This window comes from Spirosoma humi, assembly GCF_054776575.1.
The window spans coordinates 594712-615978 of sequence record NZ_BAAHBR010000017.1 but is presented as its reverse complement, the minus strand read 5'-3'; the positions used below and the strand labels follow the sequence as shown (position 1 = coordinate 615978).

Genomic DNA, 21267 nt, shown 5'->3' with positions numbered 1-21267 from the left:
TTAATTTGATTGAGCCGATGGCCCCTCTTACGCGCAGGCAACTCCTTTATGCCCGGCTCATTGTCGTGCCGGTGGCTGCCTTTATTGCAGCGCATCTGGTATTCTACCGCCGTTTTCCGTCGGAAATAGACTACCAGTTTCCATGGCCTTATTTCCTGACCGTTACAACGGTCATGTTGAGCTGTTGGGAGGCAAATCTGGTTATTTTCCGACGGCTGGATCAGCAACTGCCGTTTCATGAAAATCCATCAAAACGGATTCGCTGGCAAATTCTTCTGGGTGGTCTGGCTACTATGGCTACCTTTTCGGTTGTTTTTCCACTGTCCATCAGGCTGTATAGTGGAGCCTGGCCTTTATTTCCAGTTGTCATTTCGGGCATATTTGTTTGTTCGACCATCGCCACCGTTGTTAATGGAGCTTATGTAGGTCTATACCTGATCCAAACGATTTACCTTGAAAAGCAGCAGTCTACCCGAGACCTTAATACCCAACTACAGCAACGCCCGACTACTCGTTCGGGAGAATTGATCCTCGTTGAAGCTGGCAACGGCCAATGGCGTCTGCACCCCGAGGAGATTGCTTATTTTTACTCCACAGGAGGCTTGGTACTACTCATCAAAGCCGATGGGCAGCAGCTAACAACGGCTTACCCATCTTTCACGAAATTGGGTGATCTGTTACCGGACGCCTTTTTCTTTCAACTCAACCGGCAGTTTATTGTCAATCTGAATGCAATTCGGTTTGTGCGGGACGACATCAACCAGAAGCTTCTGGTGGACCTGAGCCCGGCGTTGCACAAGACGGACCTCCACGAGCAGGTTGTTGTGAGTCGGTATCGCAGTGCAGCATTCAAGAAGTGGTTTCGGCAAATCGAAGTAGCCTGACCATTCATGCCCACATTCGCTACCATTCGTTGATTGGGCTATTCGTGCTGTCGTGAAGGCCTTTCCAGCCGTGTTTCCTTTGCATAACGGGCGGTTAGCCCCGTATAAATGTATCGGAAATCATGTCCCCAAATTTAGAATATCTGCTCATCAAGCCACCTTTCTGGCTGGCTGTTCTCTTCGCTCTAACAACGGCCCTGACCTTATTTGCTTTCCTGGCAGCCGTCAGGAAATTTATGCCCAAACGAGTCTTTCCCATATTGATGGGCTTACTCAGTTGGTTATTTCTGGTAGGTTTTTTAGCTGGTCAGGATTTTTTCCTCTACCTGAATGCAAGACCGCCCCGGCTACTACTGGCGGTGGGGCTGCCGATTTTGCTGATAATCGTCTTATTTAGTTCACCGGGCGGACGCCGGTTTCTGGATGCCTTATCACTCCCTGCAATCACTTACCTGAATGGCGTTCGGGTGCTGGTTGAGATCGTGCTTTACGGCTTGTTTATCCACCATCAAGTTCCGCAGTTGCTAACATTCGAAGGGCGAAATGTTGACATCATAGCTGGCCTGACGGCACCGGCAATTGCTTACTTTTCGTTCAATCGACCGGTCTTATCAACTCGATGGCTTTTGGTATGGAACGTACTGGCTCTACTGCTTTTGGCTAACGTCGTTACGCACGCGATTTTGTCGGTACCACTGCCCTTTCAGCAATTGGCTTTTGAGCAACCTAACGTGGCTATTCTAAAATTCCCCTTTATCTGGTTGCCCAGTTTTGTGGTGCCCACTGTGCTGCTTGGGCACCTAGTAGCTATTCGGCGGCTGGTTATGGCTCAACCGAAGCGAACGAACGATTAATCTGTATCTGTCAGTTTTTCAGTAAATTAACCCGAAACACGGGCGAATTCACTGGTCTTCCCGAATCGATTTTGACTGTCGTAGGCCAGCCCAAGGCCAACGCTGGAAAGCTTGTTCTCGTCGGCGATGGCGGCATTAGGAAAGAGTTCTTTGAAGGCCACCTGTATGGAATGTACTTCGGTGGAGCCACCCGTGAGAATGACCAGATCGATGGCTTCCCGCCGAACACCCGCATCCAGGAGACATTGTCTGGCCGAATCGGCTATTTTTTCAACCTCTTCCTCAATCGCTTTTTCAAATAGCTCGCGCTTTATCAGTATGGAGAAATCTTCCTCGATAAAATCGAAAGTTGCTCTGTGCTCCTGGTCATCGGTCAGGGCAATTTTGGTTTCTTCGGATGCGGCCAAAAGCGCGTGTCCCGTTTCGTGCTCAAGCACATGCAGCAATCGACCATAGCGCTTTTTGTCGTGCGATTGGTGAAGCAACTGCCGGGTTTGCATGATCAGTTTAGGCGTATAAAGAAAGTTTACCTTACTCCATTCAGCCAGGTCGTGATACTGCTTCAGCGGAACTTCCAGATTTTTGTCGCCGTATGTGCTCCGATAGCCCAGCTCAGGCATGATAGCGGCTAAGCTCAATTCTTTATCGAAATCATTGCCGCCAATCCGAACTCCCGTACTGGCTAAGATATCTGAGGATCGGTCCGTTTTCTGGATGGAATCTTTCGACAACCTGATCACGGTAAAATCCGAGGTACCTCCGCCCAGATCGACGACTATCGCCAGTTTTTCACCAGTCAGGTTGACTTCGTGGGCAAAGGCCGCAGCAATCGGCTCAAACTGAAATTCGATGTGTTTGAAGCCAATACGCTGGGCAATGGCCCGCAACTCATCCTGCGCCCGACCGTCGGCGGCTGGATCATTATCAACAAAGTGAACCGGCCGACCCATCACCACATGTTCGATTTCCTGACCGGCGGTTGCCTCGGCTTTATCTTTTAATTGCTTTATAAACGAGGCTATAATAGTCGGAAAATTCATGGACGCGCCATTCACAACGGTTCCCTGTTTCATAAGCGATGTACCCAGCACCCGCTTTAAACTTCGCATAAAACGCCCCGATTGCCGATCCAGAAACATATTGACGGCGGCTCTGCCATAGAATGCCTTGTTGTCGGCACTCCGGAAGAATATAGCGCTGGGTATGGTCAGATGGGCCTGCTCGACCGGAACCAGACTAATGTGGCCGTTCTTGTCGATGGCTATGCTTGAATTTGATGTACCAAAATCTATACCGCAGGAGATTGTCGTCATTTCCGTCTGTTTCAGCTATGTCGTGCAAACACCCGCTGTGACAGGCATATTTTTGAAACCAGACTAGCGATGCACGACCCTTATTAATGAAAAGGGCGCAAATCTACCTTAAAAATATGATTTTGGTATCAACTCCATAAACCTGATACTCCTTGAAGCCTGAATCAGCTACTTCTTTATCTTCTTAAAATCGTCCAGTGTGCCAGTCACTGTCGACGCGAATGTGCTGTTGGCGAACGACGAATTTCCCTTTTTATCGATAAGCTTACAGCGGAACTTGACCGAATAGGGCGTGTCTTTTTTATCGAACAACATCTTAGGCAACACGCTCAGCGTTTTACCAGGATGCGCCGTTACCGGAAAAACGACGGGCGTCGTCGCCTGGGCTTTTATCAGAATTGGCTCGGGCTGGTTTCCAGCGGCAATTTCTTTACCATCGATCGATACCGTATAGTGCGCATCGGTGATGTTGAAAGGCATCTTATTTTTATTGGTAATACTTACGTTGGCGGCCACATCGGTTCGCTTGAGACCCAATTTCCCAAAGTCGATATCATTAATTTTGACCTTCGGTAAGTAAAGCGTTGGCATTCGCTTATCCACCGTCGTTACGAATGTTTTCTGACCCAGCAGAGGTACGTCGAGGGCGAATTTTGCCTGCATTTTATAATTAGTACTATCGATATCTTTTCGGTCGAGCGTTTCAAGCACGTTGATCATTTTTTTGTACACTAGCTTAGCCGGCAGCACAACCAGTGTACTATCCCCCGATTTTACCTGAATCGGTTTTTTGTAGGCATCGACCATCACGGGCGTATTGGCAATAAAGAACGTGTAATCCATTTTGGGTGATTTAAAACCAACTGGCAACGGATTATCGATCAGCATATACAGGTTCATCCGAATGGTATCTTCATCGATATCTGTAATCGCAAATCGGCTCATTTCCAGACGCGGCTTCATCGTATTGTCGTACGGCTTACCGGTACTTGTTTCCTTATTTCTGATATTCCGGTACCAGATATAGGCTCCCAGGCCGCCAATAAGTAACAGCACGAGCACAACCAACCCTCCCTTTTTCATAACCTGTTCCTTGTTAGTAAGAAGGCGCAACTGCTCTCCGAACACGGCGGTTCTGATTCCAGGCAGGTTGTTAGGTAACGTGCCCCTTTCTGACGGGTTAAACTTTTTGGCAGAATGCAGGTCTTATACCCACAACTCAATCGTTAAACTACCATGCGAACTGCTTTGCTTGGCGTGCTGCTTCTGACTGCTGCCTGTCGCCGTCCGTCTACCCAATTCGCGTCTATGCTTACGCCGGCCAATCAGGTTACCATTACGGACTATAGCCAACAACTAAAATCAGGTGATGATATCATCGCACTCGGCAATAGCCCGGCCTGGTCGTTAACCATTAATTCGTCAAAGAATTTTCTGCGATTCAAAGGGCTCAATGGCGATAGCCTCACCACATCGGCTCCCGAGCGTCAACCTGACTCAGACGGTATCTTTCGGTACAGCACCGGTACGGAATCGAACAGAATCAGCATCCTGTTTCGGCCGGATAGCTGCGTGGATAAGTTATCCGGCCAACGCTATGACTACCGGGTCGAAGTCGATTTTCGGGGTAAAAACTACCTGGGCTGTGGGGCTTCCCTCCAGCAGCTTACGTTGCTGAGCGACATTTGGGTACTCACCGACCTGCAAGGCAGTCCGATAGTTGCCGGTGGCCCCCGAAAGGAAGCCCCCCGTCTGGAAATTTCGCTGTCTGAAGGCCGGGTTACGGGGACAACAGGCTGCAACCGACTGAGCGGCACAATCAAGGCCGACACGCGTCAGATCCTGTTCAGTCCGCTGACCACTACACGAATGGCTTGCGAGAATAATGTTGCTCAAATCGAACGTAACTTCCTGAGCGAGTTAGCCAATCCCCTGACCTATCGAATTGGTGAAGGCCAGTTAACCTTCCTGTCGAAAGGGAAGCCGGTCATGACGTTCAAGAAAGTAGATTAACCTGCATTTGCCCTTTATTTAAGCGAACGACTACACGATAGCGTTCGCTTTTTGTTTACTTTTGTTTCTAGATAAAAGTCAATCGAATCCTCAAATAAGTTAACCTTTCGATTGCCTTACCCAGTCTACCCAAGCAATCTGCATAAATTGAAAAACTCTATGAAAACCCTACGGCTTCCCGCCCGCGCCTTGCTGCTGGCGGGCGTGCTGGCAACGGCTGCGCCCGGCATAATGACTCCTGCCGAGGCCCAAACGGCGGCCAAACGTACAGCCAGCAAATCGACGGTGGCATCGGCACAAAATTCCGTTGCGCTGAACCGTGTGCTCGTCTTCTCCAGAACCAAAGGCTACCGCCACGGCTCTATTCCGGCCGGGAAGGTGGCAATCATGAAGCTCGGCAAGGAAAACAACTTCGCCGTTGATACCACCGAAGATGCAACGAAGTTTACGGAAACAAACCTCAAGCAATACAGCGCGGTAATCTGGCTCAGCACCACGGGTGATGTGCTCGACGATGCGCAACAGGCCGCTTTTGAGCGGTACATTCAGGCGGGGGGCGGTTATGTAGGGATCCACGCTGCGGCCGATACCGAGTATGACTGGCCGTGGTATAATAAGCTGGCCGGGGCCTGGTTCCTGAACCACCCCAAGCAACAGAACGCTGAAATCGAGATCGTCGACAAAAATCACCCGTCGACCAAGATGCTGCCCGACCGCTGGAAACGCTGGGATGAATGGTACAGCTACAAAAACATTCAGCCTGACCTGAAAGTACTCGGCAAACTGGATGAAAAAACGTACGAAGGTGGCAAAAACGGGGATAACCATCCATTCATCTGGCATCACGATTTTGAGGGCGGCAAGGCGTTTTACACGGGTGGTGGCCACACCGACGAGTCGTACAGCGATCCGCTGTTCTTGCAGCATATTCTGGGCGGCATCAAATCCGTTATGGCAACCAGCCTGAAATTCGGGCAGGCTAAAACGCAGCCGTTTCCGGAAGAGAATCGTTTTGAGCGGCAAGTGCTGACGGCTAATCTGGACGAACCAACGGAGCTGGTCGTACTCGACAATGGTAAAGTACTTTTCGCCGAGCGCAAAGGGGCATTGAAATTGTACGACCCTAAGACGAAGGCGGTAAAAGTCGTGGCCAACTTTCCGGTATTCACCAAATTTGAATACGGTCTGATGGGCCTGAACGTTGACCCAAACTTCAAGCAAAACAAATGGGTGTATGCGTACTACTCGCCCCTATCGGGCAAGACGGTAGCGGATACGGCTCAGCACCTGTCGCGTTTTGTGTACGATGACGTTAAAGATACGCTGCTCATGAGCACCGAAAAGGTTCTCTTGACGATTCCTGTCAAACGCGATGGCTGCTGCCACACGGGTGGTTCGATTGCCTGGGACCGGAAAGGGAACCTATATCTGTCGGCTGGTGATGACACCAACCCGTTCAACTCCCAGGGATTTGCACCGATCGATGAACGGCCGGGCCGTGGTGGCTGGGATGCCCGTCTGACATCGAGCAACACGAATGATTTGCGCGGCAAGATCATGCGTATTCACCCCGAAGCGGACGGTACGTATACCATTCCGGAAGGCAACCTGTTTCCCAAAGGCACGGCTAAAACCCGGCCCGAAATTTACGTCATGGGAAATCGCAACCCCTACCGTATTTCGGTCGATCAGCGCACGGGCTTCCTGTATTGGGGCGAAGTGGGTCCCGACGCGGGTGAAAACAGTGAGAAATACGGTCCACGCGGGCATGATGAGATGAACCAGGCGCGTAAGGCGGGGTATTTCGGCTGGCCGCTATTCGTGGCGGATAACCGTCCGTATCATGCCCGTACCTTCGCGGACAGCACCACCGGGGCACTGTTCGACCCGATGAAGCCGATCAACAACTCGCCACACAACACGGGCCTCACCGAGTTGCCCCCGGCGCAAAAAGCCTTTATCTACTACCCTTACGCTGACTCGCCCGAATTTGGCCCGATTGTGGGGAAAGGCGGGCGTAACGCCATGGGCGGCCCGGTTTATTACTACGACGATTATGCTGAATCGGCCGTAAAATTTCCCCGCGCTTATGACGGCAAATTCTTTGCCTACGACTGGATGCGCGACTGGATTCACCCGGTAACGATGGAGAAAAATGGCGACTTCGTGAAGATGGAGACGTTCATGCCCAGCACGAAGTTCTCGCACGTAATCGACATGCAGTTTGCTAATGATGGCTCGCTTTACACCCTTGAGTACGGCCAGCAGTGGTTTGCAGCCAATGCCGACGCCCGCCTGTCGCGCATTACGTACAATGCGGGCAACCGGAAACCCGTTGCCCTGGCCAGCGCCAGCAAAACAGTTGGTTCTGCCCCATTGACGGTGAAATTCGACTCGAAAGGGTCGATGGATTATGACGGCGATGCCCTGAAATATGCCTGGTCGTTCGGAAACGGAATCCCGAAGCAATCGACGGCTAACCCTACGGTTACCTTCAGCAAACCCGGTACGTATCCGGCCACACTCACGGTGACTGATGCGGCCGGGAATGTAGCGACGAAAACCATGGAGATAAAAGTTGGCAACGACGAGCCTAAGGTAGAAGTGGCCGTAGCCGGAAACAAGACCTTTTATTTCCCAGACAAGCCGGTTAAGTATTCGGTAAAAGTTGTTGATAAAGAAGACGGCAGCTTACAGAAAGGCATCAGTCCTGACGATGTAACCATGACGATTGATTACCTCGAAGGCTTCGACAAAACGATGCTGGCGCAGGGACACCAGGCCAATTTAGGGTTCTCGTCGGGAAAACGCCTGATCGAGTTGAGTGACTGCAAAGCCTGCCATGCCATCGATAAGAAATCGATTGGACCGGCTTATCTGGATGTTGCCAAGAAATACAAAGGTGCTTTCCAGATCGAAGGGAAACTGGCCCGCAAGGTCATTACCGGTGGTGGTGGTGTCTGGGGCGAACAAGCCATGAGTGCCCACCCGCAACTGAAAGAAAGCGAAGCGACCGACATGGTACGCTACATCCTTTCTTTAGCCGACGAAAAGAAAGCAAACCGCCAGCCACTGGCCGGTGATTATGTACCAGCCCAGCAAAAGAAGGACGGCTCATACATTCTGACCGCCAGCTATACCGACCGGGGCAACGGCGCGATTGGCCCATTGACGGGTTCAACGTCTTTAGCCCTGCGGTCGCCATCCGTAAAAGCGGTTTCGGCGGACGGCAAGCAGGATATTTTCCAGTATGACATTCCTAAACTGGGGCCAGCCGCCATCGGTACGAAATCGGGCAGCTATCTGGTGTTCAATGACATCGACCTGACGGGTATTCAGGGCCTGACTCCCTCCGTATTTGCCTCGACCGACCAGGTGGCGGGTGGCAAACTCGAAGCGCGGCTCGATTCACCAACGGGTACGTTACTGGGCGAAGCCGATGTTAAATCGGGTACGATGGGAGCCGTAAATCTGCCCTTCCGCCAACCGGTTTCGGGCGTTCATAAGCTCTACCTGATTTTCGTTAATCCCGAAGCCAAACAAAAACCCCTATTTGCGGTCGATAAAGTGCAGTTCTCGACACAGGGTATGTAAATCAGCCCGTAGATTTTTAAACGCGCAACGCCCCAGTCAGTCATGATTGGGGCGTTGCGCGTTTTTACAGACGTGAGTTTATCAATACCGAATTTCCCAGTACGGATTTTGGTGAGCGGTCATTTGCTCAGCAATGTATTTGCGGATCATCGTATCGTAGGCAACATCATCGATTTTCTTACCCTTCACTTTAGGTAGCTTAAGTTCATCGGCGGTAAGTGGTCTGAACGTTACATTAATGGCCTCAATGGTCAGATCGCCGTCGTTAACATCCAGTTCCAGAATTAATCCCGGCAGGCCATTAACCCGCTCGGGACCGGCGGGCACCGGGATATCCTGCGCAAACCAGGCCACTATTTTCTGCCCTTTTACGGGATCTTCCGTTTCGGCTTTCATGCAGATGTAGCCAGCCACTTCTTTGATCTGATTACCAATTTTCCAGACCGGCGCGTGCAATGAATCATCGATAACATAGGTTTTCCCGAGCATTTCAATGATGTCGGTTTTCTTGTCTTTCTCGGCATTTCGGTACAGAACAAACTCCGTTTTACGCCACGAGTATCCCCCCTCTTCGGGTTCATCGCTGTTGTAGGTATACAGACTTTCGTTGGCGTTGAACAACAGCTTCATTTTGAGTCCCTTGTTGTCTTCTTCCCAGTTTTTCCAGGTCTGCGCCATCCGGTCCCGCTGTTCCCGACTCAAAAATGTCATTCGGTTGGTAATCTTCAGCCAGTGCTCTTTGCGAACATAGGTAACAACGCCCTCGGTTTTCTGGGCCATTGCGGCCGAACCGGTTAACAGGCACAGAAGTACAAGTAGTTTTTTCATGGTAGATAGTTGATTAAAATCAAAAGAAGCCATCCCGGCGCATTTTGGCCTGAACACCCCGCATGTTATACGTAAAGCCGATGGTGAAATACCGGGCCAGCGTTTGGATCGTTTCTGACTGCGTGTAGTTGACGCCCCGATTCAATGTCACGGCCACATTCCGATTCAGCATATCGATTGCCGTCAGCCGAATTTCAGCCCGTTTCGCTTTGCCCAGTATGTGGTACACGGACGCATTCCAGATCGGAATTCGCTGATCAAAATCTAATTGCTCATTCTTGGTAACTCGGTAGTTCATGCTCGTATTGATGTAAAAATCATGCGGCAGCTTCAGGTTCAGATCACCACTAAAGTTATTGTTCGTAAAGGTTTGATTCCGGTTAGCGCTAATGGAAAACTGCGTGTTGTTCAGATTAACGTTCGCGTTTCCGTAGAAGGTCAGCCATTCGGTTGGCGTCAGACTCAGGCGAGTACCCACGTAATAACTCTGGGTGCGGGTGTCGTTGATGACATCGTTGATGCGGGTCGGGTTATTGGTAAAGTTCAAACTGGTGTTGAGATCGAGCGTTGCTTTTGTTTTCTTCAACGGAAAGCCGAAGCCAACGTAGGAGCCAAGATTCTGCCCACCCGACAGGTTCTCGGGTGTAATGACCGTAATCAGCGTTTGGGGGTCCGTCCGCTGGCTATACACAATCTGGTTGACGTACTTGGTACCATTTACGCCAATATACATATTAATGAAACTCCCTGGGTTGAAGTAATTGAAGCCTATGTTCACGTTATGGCCCAACTGCGGCAGGAGGTTTGGACTACCCTGGTTGATGTATAAAGGGTTACTATTGTTACGAACAGGCTGCAAATCCCGCGATGTCGGTATCTGAACGCTCACGCTGTAGCCTCCGTACAGGTATCTGTTGTTTTTCAGATCATAGTTCAGACCAACGTTAGGGATCGCGGTCGTGAATACCCGGCTGATAGGCGTAAACGTGGCCGATGTCTGATCGGGAGCGAACTGCCCATTGAGCGTAAACCGCTGACCAGCCAAACCCACCGATAGGTTCAATCCTTTGTACGAGTACCGAACACTACTGCCCAGCCGGTTGTACACGTAATTGTTTTTGTAATATAGACTTAATGTATCGTTGCGGACATACCGGGAATCGCCCCGATTAAACACGTCACGATCAACCTCATCATACCGGAGACTGAAATTGAAGAACGTTTCCCAGGTGAACCGCTTGGCAAATGGCTCAACGTATTGCAAACTGGCTTTGTATTCGCTGCGGACAATGTCGTTGCGCTGATCCTGGTGAATATCGGCGGACTTGTCGGCTGCGGTGATCGGCCCGGAATACGTATTCTCGGAATCCAGAATCAGGTTTGCGTCGTTGGTATTCACCTCATACGTAGCACTAGCGGCAATACTCCGCCCTTTCTTGTGCATCTTGTGCCTGAAAATAAGGGAGTTGGATGTGGCAAACTGGCGCTGATCGCTGGCGTTAGTACTTTCGTTGCGCGTGGCAGCTCCATTGCTGCGTACCAAATCCTGAATTCGAAAAAGACGGGCGTTTCCCGTTCCGTAACGGCTGTTATTGATAAAAATCAACGTATTGAGTGTGTCGAGCTGTTTTTCGTAGCGTAAACTCACCCGATGATTTCCGTTGAAATTAACCTGATTACTCGTTTCGTTTGTAGAGTAAGTGCTCTGGGGCAGCGTTACATCCCGAAGCCGCTGGGCGTCCAGTTCCAGCCGGGTTTGGTTGTAGTAGTAACTCCCACTCCACTTTTTCTCTTTTGTATCGAAGTTGTAATTGGCACCACCAGCCGCGTTGTTGGAGAAACCAACGCCTTGTCGTCCACTCACTGGAATACCCAGTCCTTCATCACCACTGTCGGAAAAATAAAAGAAGTTACCTCCGCTGAAACCGAAATCGGCGTTCTGGTTGGAGTTGTAGGCATTACTCCCCCGAAAATCCTGATAATCATCGCGTGAGAGTCCCTGCTGGTTCGTGTTATTGCCCAGACCAACCAGCGAAAACTGATGCTTGGCGTTAAACTTATTGTAAATACCCTTCGCTTCGGCCCGCGCCGACACATTGTTGGACGCTGGCCCTCCGGCTGCGGTTACTTTGCCAAAACCACCTTTTTTAAATTCTTCTTTCAGTTCCAGGTTGATGGTTTTCTCCTTCTTGCCATCATCGACACCCGTCAGCTTGGCTTGTTCCGTTTTATCGTTGAACACCTGCACTTTGGTAATGGCTTCGGCCTGCAGGTTTTTAGTAGCCTGCTTGGGGTCATTGCCAAAAAAGTTCTTGCCATCCACCGTCAGCTTTTTTACTTCCTGACCCTGTGCCCGAATATTGCCATCCTGGTCGATCTGCACACCGGGCAACTTGCGTAGCAAATCTTCGACGGTTGAGCCGGGCGGTACTTTAAACGAGCTCGCGTTATACTCGATGGTGTCGCCTTTGATGGTTAGTGGTGCCTTGGCCGTTCTCACGACCACTTCCATCAGCTCCCTGGTTATAGGCTTAAGTTTCAGAGGCCCAAGATCGACAACGGCTTCGGTAGCGGGCTTGATGACTGCATTGTAAGGAATAAGGCCGACGTACGAAACCTTCAGGACATACGTACCTACCTTGATGTTCTTGAATGAAAATGAGCCATTGTCGCCTGTGCGGGTGAAGTTCACGAGCGATGAATCTTTGGCGCTCAGCAGCATAACCGTCGAGGATGGCAGCGGGACGGAGGAGGTGTCGACGGCTCTACCCTGTAACGTAAAACGGGTTAGACCGGGTGGATTTTGCGCATAGAGGGCGGTAGAAAGCAGGCATAGCAATGCCAGCAGGAAGAAGTTTTTCATCCGGGAAAAGGGAAAAGGTTGTGGGATAAGCAAAGCTAAGCGCAATAGTGCCAAATGCGCACACTGTTAACGTTTTTTAACTAAATTTATAGTAGTGAATTTAGTTAAAGGCTAACAGCATTGATAATGAGTCATTTTTAAACTAAAACGTTGCTTGTAGTAGCTTATAGGATGCCCATTTGCGGAGAATTCCATACGAAAAGAGAAACTTTTTGGAAAATCGTACTACTGAGCCGGAAAAGACGACGCCAGCACGTCCCGAATGGCTCGGGCTTTCAGTAAACACTCCTCCCACTCCTGCTCTGGTTCGGCATCGTAGGTAATGGCACTACCGACCGAGAAAGACGCATACCCGGTCTGAGCATTGTAGAGCAGCGTTCGAATAACAACGCTGAAATCAAAATCAGCATCGGGGGTTATGAAACCGATAGCCCCCGAATACACGCCCCGGCGACTAACTTCCAGTTCGTCGATCAACTGCATGGAGCGAATTTTGGGGGCTCCGGTCATACTCCCCATCGGAAAGGCATTGCGAATGGCTTCGGCCCAGGAAACGCGCTCGTGCAGCGTGGCCGAAACCGTCGAAATCATTTGAAACACCTGCTGAAATCCGTAAATACCGAATAGTTCATCGACCCCTATCGAGCCAGTTTTCGCACTACGGGCAAGGTCGTTCCGAACCAGATCAACAATCATCAGGTTTTCGGCCCGCTCCTTCTCCGAGTTGAGCAGGTAAGCGCGCAGGGCCGCATCTTCGTCGGGCGTTTGTCCGCGCCGAACGGTTCCTTTAATGGGCTGCGACAGAATCCGGCTGCCTGTTTTCTTCAAAAACCGTTCGGGCGAAGCTCCCATCACATAGCGGTCGCCCAACTTCATAAAACTCGAAAACGGCATGGGTGATCGCTCATTCAAAGCACGGTATGTCTGCAACGGATCGAGGTGGCCTGCCTGCTGGATGAAAAACTCGATGCAGTAGTTCAGTTCATACACATCGCCCGCCCGAATGTGATCTTGGATCCGGCGAACAGCCCCCAAATAATCTTCCGGTAACACTCGGCATTGAATACCTTCGGGGGAAGCAGGAGAAGCTACCGAAGGAGCAATCGGCGTGAAGGATCGTAATTGCTTCAATAGGGCGCTGGTGTCGCCCTCCCCCTGGATAATTAGCGCATCGCCCAAAACGTCGGATTGTTCGAAATCGATAATCCACGCTGGCTCAACAAAATAAGCATCCGGAAACTGAAGTCGATCCGGGTTACGGCTGGTCAGGTCTTCCAGTTGATTCTTGAGATCGTAGCTTAAGTAACCGACTAGATAGGTTGGTTTTTCGCAGTGAGCCTGCTGGAGTAGGTCAAACGCATCGCGCCCAGCGGCCTCTTCCCCCGAAAACGAAATGACCCGTTTCGCCCCGACGAAAAGCCGGTTGGGAAAGGGGTCATTTGGGTAATCGATTCCGTTGTTATTCAGAAAGGCAACAAATCCGTTTTCGTGAGCTTCTTCGGCGATTGCCCAGGCCAGCGCCTGCCAACGCCAGTTCAACAGGTCTTCAACCGACACACGAACGCTATTCATTGTTAAACGGGTAACAGCCGGACATCAACCGCGATATCTTTGCCTTCAGCATTACGGCCAACGGTGAACTCAACCTCATCGTCTACCTGTAATTCATTGAAGTCGGTATCGATCAGGCTGGTGTAGTGAAAAAACAGGTTGTTGGGCGGATAGTTCACAAAACCATACCCTGTCTTCAGGCTACGGATCGTACTGATTTTCCGTCCTTCAGGATCATCATCTATTGCGTCGGCAAGGTTATAATTTGGTTCGTCGGACGCTGGATACGCTTCTTCATAGGCATCGCCCGCACTGAGTTCGCCAAAGCTATTTCCATTGCTGAAGGTACTCCCATTGCCAGCTATCGCCGTGAAGGTGGGCCGGGCCTGCTGCTTCACAAACAAATTCTGAATAACCAAATCATTCCGACGACTCCGGTCGTCAATCAGGCCGTGCATCGCCACCGGATACGAAACTTCTTCCAGTAGATCCTGCGATGTCCGGGTCACCTGCTTTTCTCCCTGTTCGTTCAGGAATTCAAAATCCCAGCTCAGGACCATAATTCGTGAGCCAAGGGTATTGAGCTTCCGGATGAGCGGCACATAATCGCCATCTGACGTAATGAGCACGACAACATCGAATTTCTTATACTGGGCAAGTTCAAAAGCTTCCAGTGCCAGCCACACATCGATCCCTTTTTCCTGCCGGTACCCTTGATACGTTTTTACGGGTAAGTAGTGCGTAACCACCCCTTCCGACATCAAAATATCATCGAACAGGCGATCGTAAAATAGTTGATTACCCCGCTGATTGGCTTCATGGGCATTGAGCCGCCCCCGAAAATAATGTGCGTCTACGATTTGGCAAAGGCGTTCATTTACGCCCTCCTCTTCGGCTACCTGCCGACGAATGAAGGCATGCAGACCCGAAATACTGATGCGACTGCGACGTTCGTGAGAATAGTTATAGTAGTTGCTTACGTGTAGAAAATAATTACCGTCATAAAAAACCCCGATACGGGTCAGTCTTGATGCTTCTGCTGGCATGTTATTTAGTAAGAGTTATTAGGTGTATGTTTATTATGTACTCGATTAATGATAGTTGTTATCTTTTACGGTTATCTGTCTGAGTCGGTAGAACTAACTTATACGAACAGCTTTCTTTTACAGGCACTTGAAGAAACAGTACATTAATAAATGCAGCCGAAACGAATACGGTAAATGATGATATGGATATTGATAGAAACGGTAAAAACAGCTATACAAGAACTCTGCTGCAAAAGTAGCATATTTTCGTTTGCAATACGCTGTGACCGTATCTTTGTCGGAATTCTCTTATTCACTGTATGCAAAAGATAGTATTTGTTGACCGTGACGGTACGCTCATTGCCGAGCCACAGCCCGATCAACAGGTTGACTCCCTGGCCAAACTCGACTATATTCCGAAAGCGATTTCGGCTATGCGAAAAATCGCCGAAGACACGGATTACGAATTGGTCATGGTGACCAATCAGGATGGGCTCGGTACCGATTCGTTCCCCGAAGACACATTCTGGCCCGCCCACAATAAGATGATGGATACTTTTGCGGGCGAAAATGTCCATTTCGCAGCCGTCCATATTGACCGCCATTTCCCGCGCGACAATTCGACAACCCGCAAGCCGGGCATCGGCATGCTGACGCAGTACTTCGAGGCTGGCTATGACCTGGCTAATAGTTACGTGATCGGCGATCGGCTCACGGATGTTCAACTGGCCGTTAACCTGGGAGCTAAAGCTATTCTATTCCTGCCGCCCAACGGTTTGTCTACGGTACAAGCCGCCGATGTGGATGGCCTGACCGATGCGATGCAGGACGCCATCGCGCTTAAAACAGGCGATTGGGATGAAATATATGAATTTCTTCGCCTGCCCGCCCGCACCGCCACCGTTGAACGAAATACGAAAGAAACACAGATTCGGGTTGAGTTGAACCTCGACGGGCGCGGTCGTGCCGACATCCACACGGGTCTCGGCTTTTTCGATCACATGCTCGATCAGGTAGCGAAACACTCCGGTGCCGATCTTACCATCCGGGTTGATGGCGATCTGCATATCGATGAACACCACACCATTGAAGACACCGCGCTGGCATTGGGCGAAGCTTACCGTCGCGCTCTTGGCGACAAACGGGGCATTAGCCGTTATGGTTTTTTATTGCCCATGGATGAAGCCCTGGCCCAGGTAGGCATTGATTTTTCGGGGCGCCCGTGGCTGGTCTGGAGTGCCGAGTTCAAGCGGGAGAAAATCGGCGATATGCCCACCGAAATGTTTTACCATTTTTTCAAATCGTTCTCAGACACAGCCCTTTGCAACCTGAACATCAAGGTCGAAGGCGATAATGAGCACCATAAGATCGAAGCCATTTTCAAGGCATTCGCCAAATCAATAAAGATGGCCGTTCGGCGTGATATCAACGAATTGGATAACCTACCCAGCACGAAAGGAGTTTTATAAACAAAAAATCGGCAAGGTCTTGGTAACCCGATAGGTTTAAAATCAAAAGGCTATCGTATTTTTGCAACAGCATTCAACTGAAAACTGACATGGATTTATCAACACCTTTGACACTTCTGTTTTACGCAGTATTACTCACTGCTTCGTTCATAACGGGCCGCTGGTTAGAGCGCAATGACCGGAAGTACTAAGCTGGTTTATGGGTTACGGGTTAGCCTTCACGTTTTTTGATGCTGCCTCCGCTAGCTGGAAGGCCAACTCGTAAACCCTAAACGACAGTCCATTCGCCAAGTACATGCTCAGTACCCTTACCCGTTGGTTGTTTAAACGATGTGGATGGCGGGTCGTTGGCCCTGTCCCAACTGTTCCGAAAGCGATTTGGGTAGTGGCTCCGCACACGACCAACTGGGATTTCCTGCTCGGCCTTGGCATAAGACCAACCATCCATATCTGGATTCAGTACCTGGCCAAAAGTTCGCTTTTCAAGTGGTATTCAGGCTGGTTATTCCGGGCATTAGGTGGCAAACCTGTCTATCGGGACAAGTCCCACAATTTAGTCGATGCAACGGCGGAGGTCTTCAACCAGAGTGAACGTCTCCACATTTGCATTGCCCCCGAAGGCACGCGCAGCAATGTCGACAAGCTCAAAACGGGTTTTTATTACATCGCCCTCAAGGCCAACGTCCCGCTTATTCTGGTTGGTTTCGACTGGCCCCGCAAACTCATTCTCCTGAGTGAGCCCCTCTACGTAACCGGCCATTACGCAACCGACATGCTTCCTTTCTACGCCTTCTTTTCACAGGTACATGGCATCAAAAAAGACTGGCTGAAACAGTGGGAAGATACGGGTATGATTGCCTGAATGCTCCCTTTTAGCCGTTCATAGCCGTACGATTCAGGCGTTTTAGTCAACTGAAGCGTTTTGGCAAGCACCCTTTTTTAGTATCCTTCCTACATAGACCGTGTCATGCAAAACCTTAAGATTGCGACCGCGCAATTTGAAAATGCGAGTGGCGACAAGGCGTACAATCTCCACGTTATTGAAACCCTTTCGGCCAGAGCAGCTCAACAGGGCGCTCAGGTTATTGCTTTCCATGAGTGCTCCATTACTGGGTATACGTTTGCCCGGCATCTGTCCAGGGAACAACTGCTGGCAATAGCCGAATATATTCCGGAAGGAGATAGCCTTGGGGCACTAACGCAGATTGCCCGCGCCAACGATATCGTTATTTTGGCTGGCTTATTTGAGAAAGATCAGGAGGACCGGCTTTTCAAGGCCTACGTGTGTGTCGATAAGAACGGATTAGTGGCCAAGTACCGCAAACTGCATCCGTTCATCAACCCGCATTTATTGCCTGGCAACGAGTATGTTGTCTTTGATTTACTGGGCTGGAAATGCGGTATTCTTATCTGCTACGACAACAATGTTGTCGAGAACGTCCGGGCGACAGCTCTGCTGGGTGCCGATATTATTTTTATGCCCCACGTAACGATGCTGACGCCCTCTACGCGCCCCGGAGCCGGTTTTGCCGACCCGGCACTCTGGTATAACCGACAAAATGACCCAACTTCCCTACGACTGGAATTCGACGGTATGAAAGGGCGCGCCTGGCTCATGAAATGGCTGCCTGCCCGTGCTTACGATAATGGGATTTACGTTGTATTCGCCAACCCCATCGGCATGGATGATGATCAGTTAAAAAATGGTTGCTCAATGATCATTGATCCTTTTGGCGATGTAATAGCCGAATGCCGGGAATTGGACAATGCGATCGCCATAGCTACCTGTACGCCGGATAAACTGCAAAATGCAGGTGGCTATCGATATCGGAAAGCGCGACGGCCTGATCTGTACCGGGACATCATTAGCCAGGACCATTCACCCGAGCAAAAAGTCGTGTGGCTGAATGCTACAAATGAACCAAATCAATCCGAATAACTATCTATAAATCAGAAGCCTTACCCATTTTGTAAGGCTTCGACCATCAATCGGCCTGCGCGTTCCGAAGCGCCGGGAAGACCCATTTTCTTCTGCACGTCGGCATAACCACCCAACAAAATGGAACGGCCATCCTGGCCCGGTAAAATGCGTTGAAGTTCGGCCGTGATGTGATCGGGGGTGAGGTCGTTTTGAATTAGCTCCTTCACCACTTCATGGTCCGCAATCAGGTTGACGAGCGAAATATAAGGCACTGCGATCAGGTTTTTGGCAATCGCATAACTGATACCGGTTGTTTTGTAACACACGACCTGCGGAATGTTGAGCAGGGCCGTTTCGAGGGTAGCCGTGCCGGAGGTAACGAGGGCCGCCGTGGCTATGTGCAGTAAATCATAGGCGGCATCATCCACACGCAGTACGGTAGGATAATCGGCCAGAAGGGTATCATACAGCGAAGCAGGCAGATTACTCACGGTACCAACGACAAACTGATAAGTCGGGAAGTAAGCAACGGCCCGCAGCATTAGTGGCAGAATGGAGGTAATTTCCTGGTGGCGGCTACCAGGCAGAAGCGCAATGACCGGACGCGCATCGACACCTATTTCCCGACGGAAAGATGGATTGGGCTTGAAGTCGGCAAGGGCATCGAGTAAAGGGTTACCGACGTATTCCACCTGGTAGTCGTACTTAGCGAAGAACGCCGTCTCAAAAGGTAAAATAGTAAACAGCTTGTCGACCGTTGCCTTTATCTTGAGCGCCCGACGCTGATTCCAGGCCCATACCTTTGGCGAGATATAATAGAACACCCGAATCCCATGCTTTTTGGCAAAACGCGCCATCCGCAGATTGAACCCGGCATAATCGATCAGAATAAGCACGTCAGGCCGATTCGCCAACAAATCAGCCTGACACTCACGCAGAATCCGGCGAATGGTACCCAGATTTTTTACGACCTCCAGAAACCCCATAAACGCCATTTCGCGATAATGGCGTACCAGTACCGTTCCGGCAGCTTCCATCTGCTCACCACCGTACGCCCTGAACGTAGCCTGACTGTCGTATGAGCGAATGGCCCGAACAAGATTGGCCCCGTGCAGATCGCCCGAGCGTTCCCCGGCAATGAGGTAGTATTTCACAAATACACCGATTTATTCACCAAAATAATCCACAAAGTTTTTGGGAGTTTCATAGAGCCGCAGCTGGTGCAGGTGGGCTTCCGTTACGGGTTCGAGCGCCCGTTCGAGAATCTTCCAGATTTCCATGATGAAGATTTCACAACTGGCCATTTTACCCTGCATAAAATCCACATCGAGGTTCAGGTTTTTATGATCCACTTTCTCGATCACTTCCCGTTTAACAATGTCGCCCAGCAATTTCAGGTCGATCACGAAGCCCGTACCGGGATCCGGTTCGCCCTTTACGGTTACGATCAATTCGAAGTTATGCCCATGCCAGTTTATGTTCGCACAGGGGCCAAATACTTCTTTGTTCCGCTCTTCTGACCAGGCTGGATTGTAGAGCCGGTGAGCCGCGTTGAAATGTTCAATTCTGTTAATATAGACCATTTTTCTGGTTTAGATGGGGCGGTTGCCAGAAACGCCGATTTGAAAAATAAACCGCAAAGGTACAAAAAAGGTGCGAACAGTACAGAGGCCTACTGTATCGAAAATCCAGGCAGTAGCCAGCCTGTAAGCGCCTTGTCCATATAAAATAAATCCAATTTAATCAGGAAATACGCTATTCCTTTGTCCGTCTAAAAACCCGTATCTTTACAGCCACTTTTGCATAACCTCTTCAACTACTTATCTAATTATCACCACGAATACCTTTACGACTACCCTTTTATGATCATCGTTACTGGAGCCGCCGGTTTTATTGGAAGCTGTTTAATCAGCAAGCTGAATCAGGAAAACTTCAATTTCATCATCGCTGTTGATGATTTTTCAAATCCTGAAAAAGAGGCCAACCTAGCCGGGAAACGCATTCAGGAGCGTGTGGATCGAGAAGTGTTTTTCGACTGGCTCGATCAGAATTACCACGAGGTCGAGTTCATCTTTCACATTGGTGCCCGTACAGATACAACCGAGTTTGATCGGCAGATTTTCGAACACCTGAACGTTGAATATTCCAAGCAGATCTGGAACCGCTGTATTCAATACCAGATTCCGCTCGTATATGCCTCCTCAGCAGCTACCTACGGTCTGGGCGAGCTAGGCTACGATGACAACGAATCGCTGATTCCACAACTGAAACCACTCAACCCTTATGGCGATTCCAAAAACGAATTCGACATCTGGGCACTGGAGCAGGAACGCAAACCGTTTTTCTGGGCCGGGCTGAAATTCTTCAACGTTTACGGTCCGAACGAGTACCACAAAGGCCGGATGGCGTCGGTCATTTTCCATACCTTCCGACAAATTAAGGAATCCGGGAAAATGAAATTGTTTCGGTCGCACAACCCTGACTTCGCCGATGGGGAACAAATGCGCGATTTCGTTTATGTGAAAGATGTGGTCGACGTGTGTTCGTTTCTGATGCACCACCGGCGAAATTCAGGCATTTATAACCTGGGCAGCGGTAAGGCCCGTACCTTCCTCGACCTGGCCCGCAACACGTTTAAGGCGCTTGACCTTGAGCCCGATATCAGTTTCGTGGACACGCCCATTGACATTCGCGACAAATACCAGTATTTCACGCAGGCTAACATGGCTAAACTTCGCTCGATTGGCTACGACCGGCCATTTTCGTCGCTGGAAGATGGCATTTCCGATTACGTAAAAAACTACCTGAGCCAAGGCAAGTATCTATAATTCGCTACCGCTTACAGAACGAAGCCGGTCTATAGCTCTCAACTATAGACCGGCTTCGTTCTGTATACACGATGACGTTTATCAAGTCGATTGGCCGTAACACCCGTTCATCGATCGTTCAGCC

16 protein-coding genes are annotated in these 21267 nt (G+C 50.0%); 8 read left to right on the top strand and 8 right to left on the bottom strand.

Features of this window, described 5'->3' with window-relative positions; genetic code table 11:
• The first annotated feature begins 17 nt into the window (after nt 1-17).
• Both ACYU8Y_RS24765 and ACYU8Y_RS24760 read left to right on the top strand, forming a co-directional pair.
• Nucleotides 18-884, top strand: a complete 867-nt coding sequence (locus ACYU8Y_RS24765; RefSeq protein WP_460940842.1) for a LytR/AlgR family response regulator transcription factor — start codon at nt 18-20, stop codon at nt 882-884.
• A 122-nt stretch (nt 885-1006) separates the two neighbouring features.
• Nucleotides 1007-1738, top strand: coding sequence for a hypothetical protein (locus ACYU8Y_RS24760; RefSeq protein ID WP_460940841.1), 732 nt, complete (start codon nt 1007-1009; stop codon nt 1736-1738).
• Nucleotides 1739-1764: 26 nt separating this feature from the next.
• Here the strand turns inward: ACYU8Y_RS24760 and ACYU8Y_RS24755 are convergent, their stop codons facing one another.
• Both ACYU8Y_RS24755 and ACYU8Y_RS24750 read right to left on the bottom strand, forming a co-directional pair.
• Nucleotides 1765-3051: an Hsp70 family protein gene (locus ACYU8Y_RS24755; RefSeq protein ID WP_460940840.1), complete on the bottom strand. Its 1287-nt coding sequence runs from the start codon at nt 3049-3051 to the stop codon at nt 1765-1767.
• A 168-nt stretch (nt 3052-3219) separates the two neighbouring features.
• Nucleotides 3220-4134, bottom strand: a complete 915-nt coding sequence (locus ACYU8Y_RS24750; protein WP_460940839.1) for an LEA/WHy family protein — start codon at nt 4132-4134, stop codon at nt 3220-3222.
• 153 nt (nt 4135-4287) lie between these two features.
• On the opposite strand from ACYU8Y_RS24750, the gene ACYU8Y_RS24745 reads away from it, so the two are divergent.
• Both ACYU8Y_RS24745 and ACYU8Y_RS24740 read left to right on the top strand, forming a co-directional pair.
• Nucleotides 4288-5064 (top strand): META domain-containing protein, encoded by a 777-nt coding sequence (locus ACYU8Y_RS24745; protein ID WP_460940838.1) that lies wholly within the window; start codon nt 4288-4290, stop codon nt 5062-5064.
• A 159-nt stretch (nt 5065-5223) separates the two neighbouring features.
• Entirely contained in the window at nt 5224-8658 is a 3435-nt protein-coding gene (locus tag ACYU8Y_RS24740; protein WP_460940837.1) for a ThuA domain-containing protein, read from the top strand.
• A gap of 81 nt (nt 8659-8739) precedes the next feature.
• On the opposite strand, the gene ACYU8Y_RS24735 is transcribed toward ACYU8Y_RS24740, so the two are convergent.
• From ACYU8Y_RS24735 to ACYU8Y_RS24720, 4 genes are all read right to left on the bottom strand, one after another.
• Complete coding sequence (locus tag ACYU8Y_RS24735; RefSeq protein WP_460940836.1) at nt 8740-9486, bottom strand: GLPGLI family protein; 747 nt, start codon at nt 9484-9486, stop codon at nt 8740-8742.
• A 19-nt stretch (nt 9487-9505) separates the two neighbouring features.
• Nucleotides 9506-12349, bottom strand: coding sequence for an outer membrane beta-barrel protein (locus ACYU8Y_RS24730; protein WP_460940835.1), 2844 nt, complete (start codon nt 12347-12349; stop codon nt 9506-9508).
• A 225-nt stretch (nt 12350-12574) separates the two neighbouring features.
• A complete protein-coding gene (gene pabB / locus ACYU8Y_RS24725; RefSeq protein WP_460940834.1) occupies nt 12575-13921 on the bottom strand; it encodes an aminodeoxychorismate synthase component I in 1347 nt (448 codons plus the stop codon).
• Between the two features lie 2 nt (nt 13922-13923).
• Nucleotides 13924-14946 carry an NYN domain-containing protein gene (locus ACYU8Y_RS24720; RefSeq protein WP_460940833.1) on the bottom strand — a complete coding sequence of 341 codons (1023 nt, stop codon included), beginning with the start codon at nt 14944-14946 and terminating at the stop codon, nt 13924-13926.
• Between the two features lie 299 nt (nt 14947-15245).
• Here ACYU8Y_RS24720 and hisB point away from each other — a divergent pair, with 299 nt between their 5' ends.
• The 3 genes from hisB (at nt 15246) to ACYU8Y_RS24705 (ending at nt 18333) form a co-directional block, all read left to right on the top strand.
• Nucleotides 15246-16394: a bifunctional histidinol-phosphatase/imidazoleglycerol-phosphate dehydratase HisB gene (gene hisB, locus ACYU8Y_RS24715; protein ID WP_460940832.1), complete on the top strand. Its 1149-nt coding sequence runs from the start codon at nt 15246-15248 to the stop codon at nt 16392-16394.
• A 295-nt stretch (nt 16395-16689) separates the two neighbouring features.
• Nucleotides 16690-17256, top strand: coding sequence for a 1-acyl-sn-glycerol-3-phosphate acyltransferase (locus tag ACYU8Y_RS24710; protein WP_460940831.1), 567 nt, complete (start codon nt 16690-16692; stop codon nt 17254-17256).
• A gap of 105 nt (nt 17257-17361) precedes the next feature.
• Nucleotides 17362-18333 (top strand): nitrilase family protein, encoded by a 972-nt coding sequence (locus ACYU8Y_RS24705; protein WP_460940830.1) that lies wholly within the window; start codon nt 17362-17364, stop codon nt 18331-18333.
• Between the two features lie 20 nt (nt 18334-18353).
• Here the strand turns inward: ACYU8Y_RS24705 and lpxB are convergent, their stop codons facing one another.
• Nucleotides 18354-19469: a lipid-A-disaccharide synthase gene (gene lpxB / locus ACYU8Y_RS24700; protein WP_460940828.1), complete on the bottom strand. Its 1116-nt coding sequence runs from the start codon at nt 19467-19469 to the stop codon at nt 18354-18356.
• Between the two features lie 12 nt (nt 19470-19481).
• Nucleotides 19482-19898: a 6-pyruvoyl trahydropterin synthase family protein gene (locus ACYU8Y_RS24695; RefSeq protein ID WP_460940827.1), complete on the bottom strand. Its 417-nt coding sequence runs from the start codon at nt 19896-19898 to the stop codon at nt 19482-19484.
• A 279-nt stretch (nt 19899-20177) separates the two neighbouring features.
• On the opposite strand from ACYU8Y_RS24695, the gene rfaD reads away from it, so the two are divergent.
• A complete protein-coding gene (gene rfaD / locus ACYU8Y_RS24690) occupies nt 20178-21143 on the top strand; it encodes an ADP-glyceromanno-heptose 6-epimerase (protein ID WP_460940826.1) in 966 nt (321 codons plus the stop codon).
• Nucleotides 21144-21267: the final 124 nt, after the last annotated feature.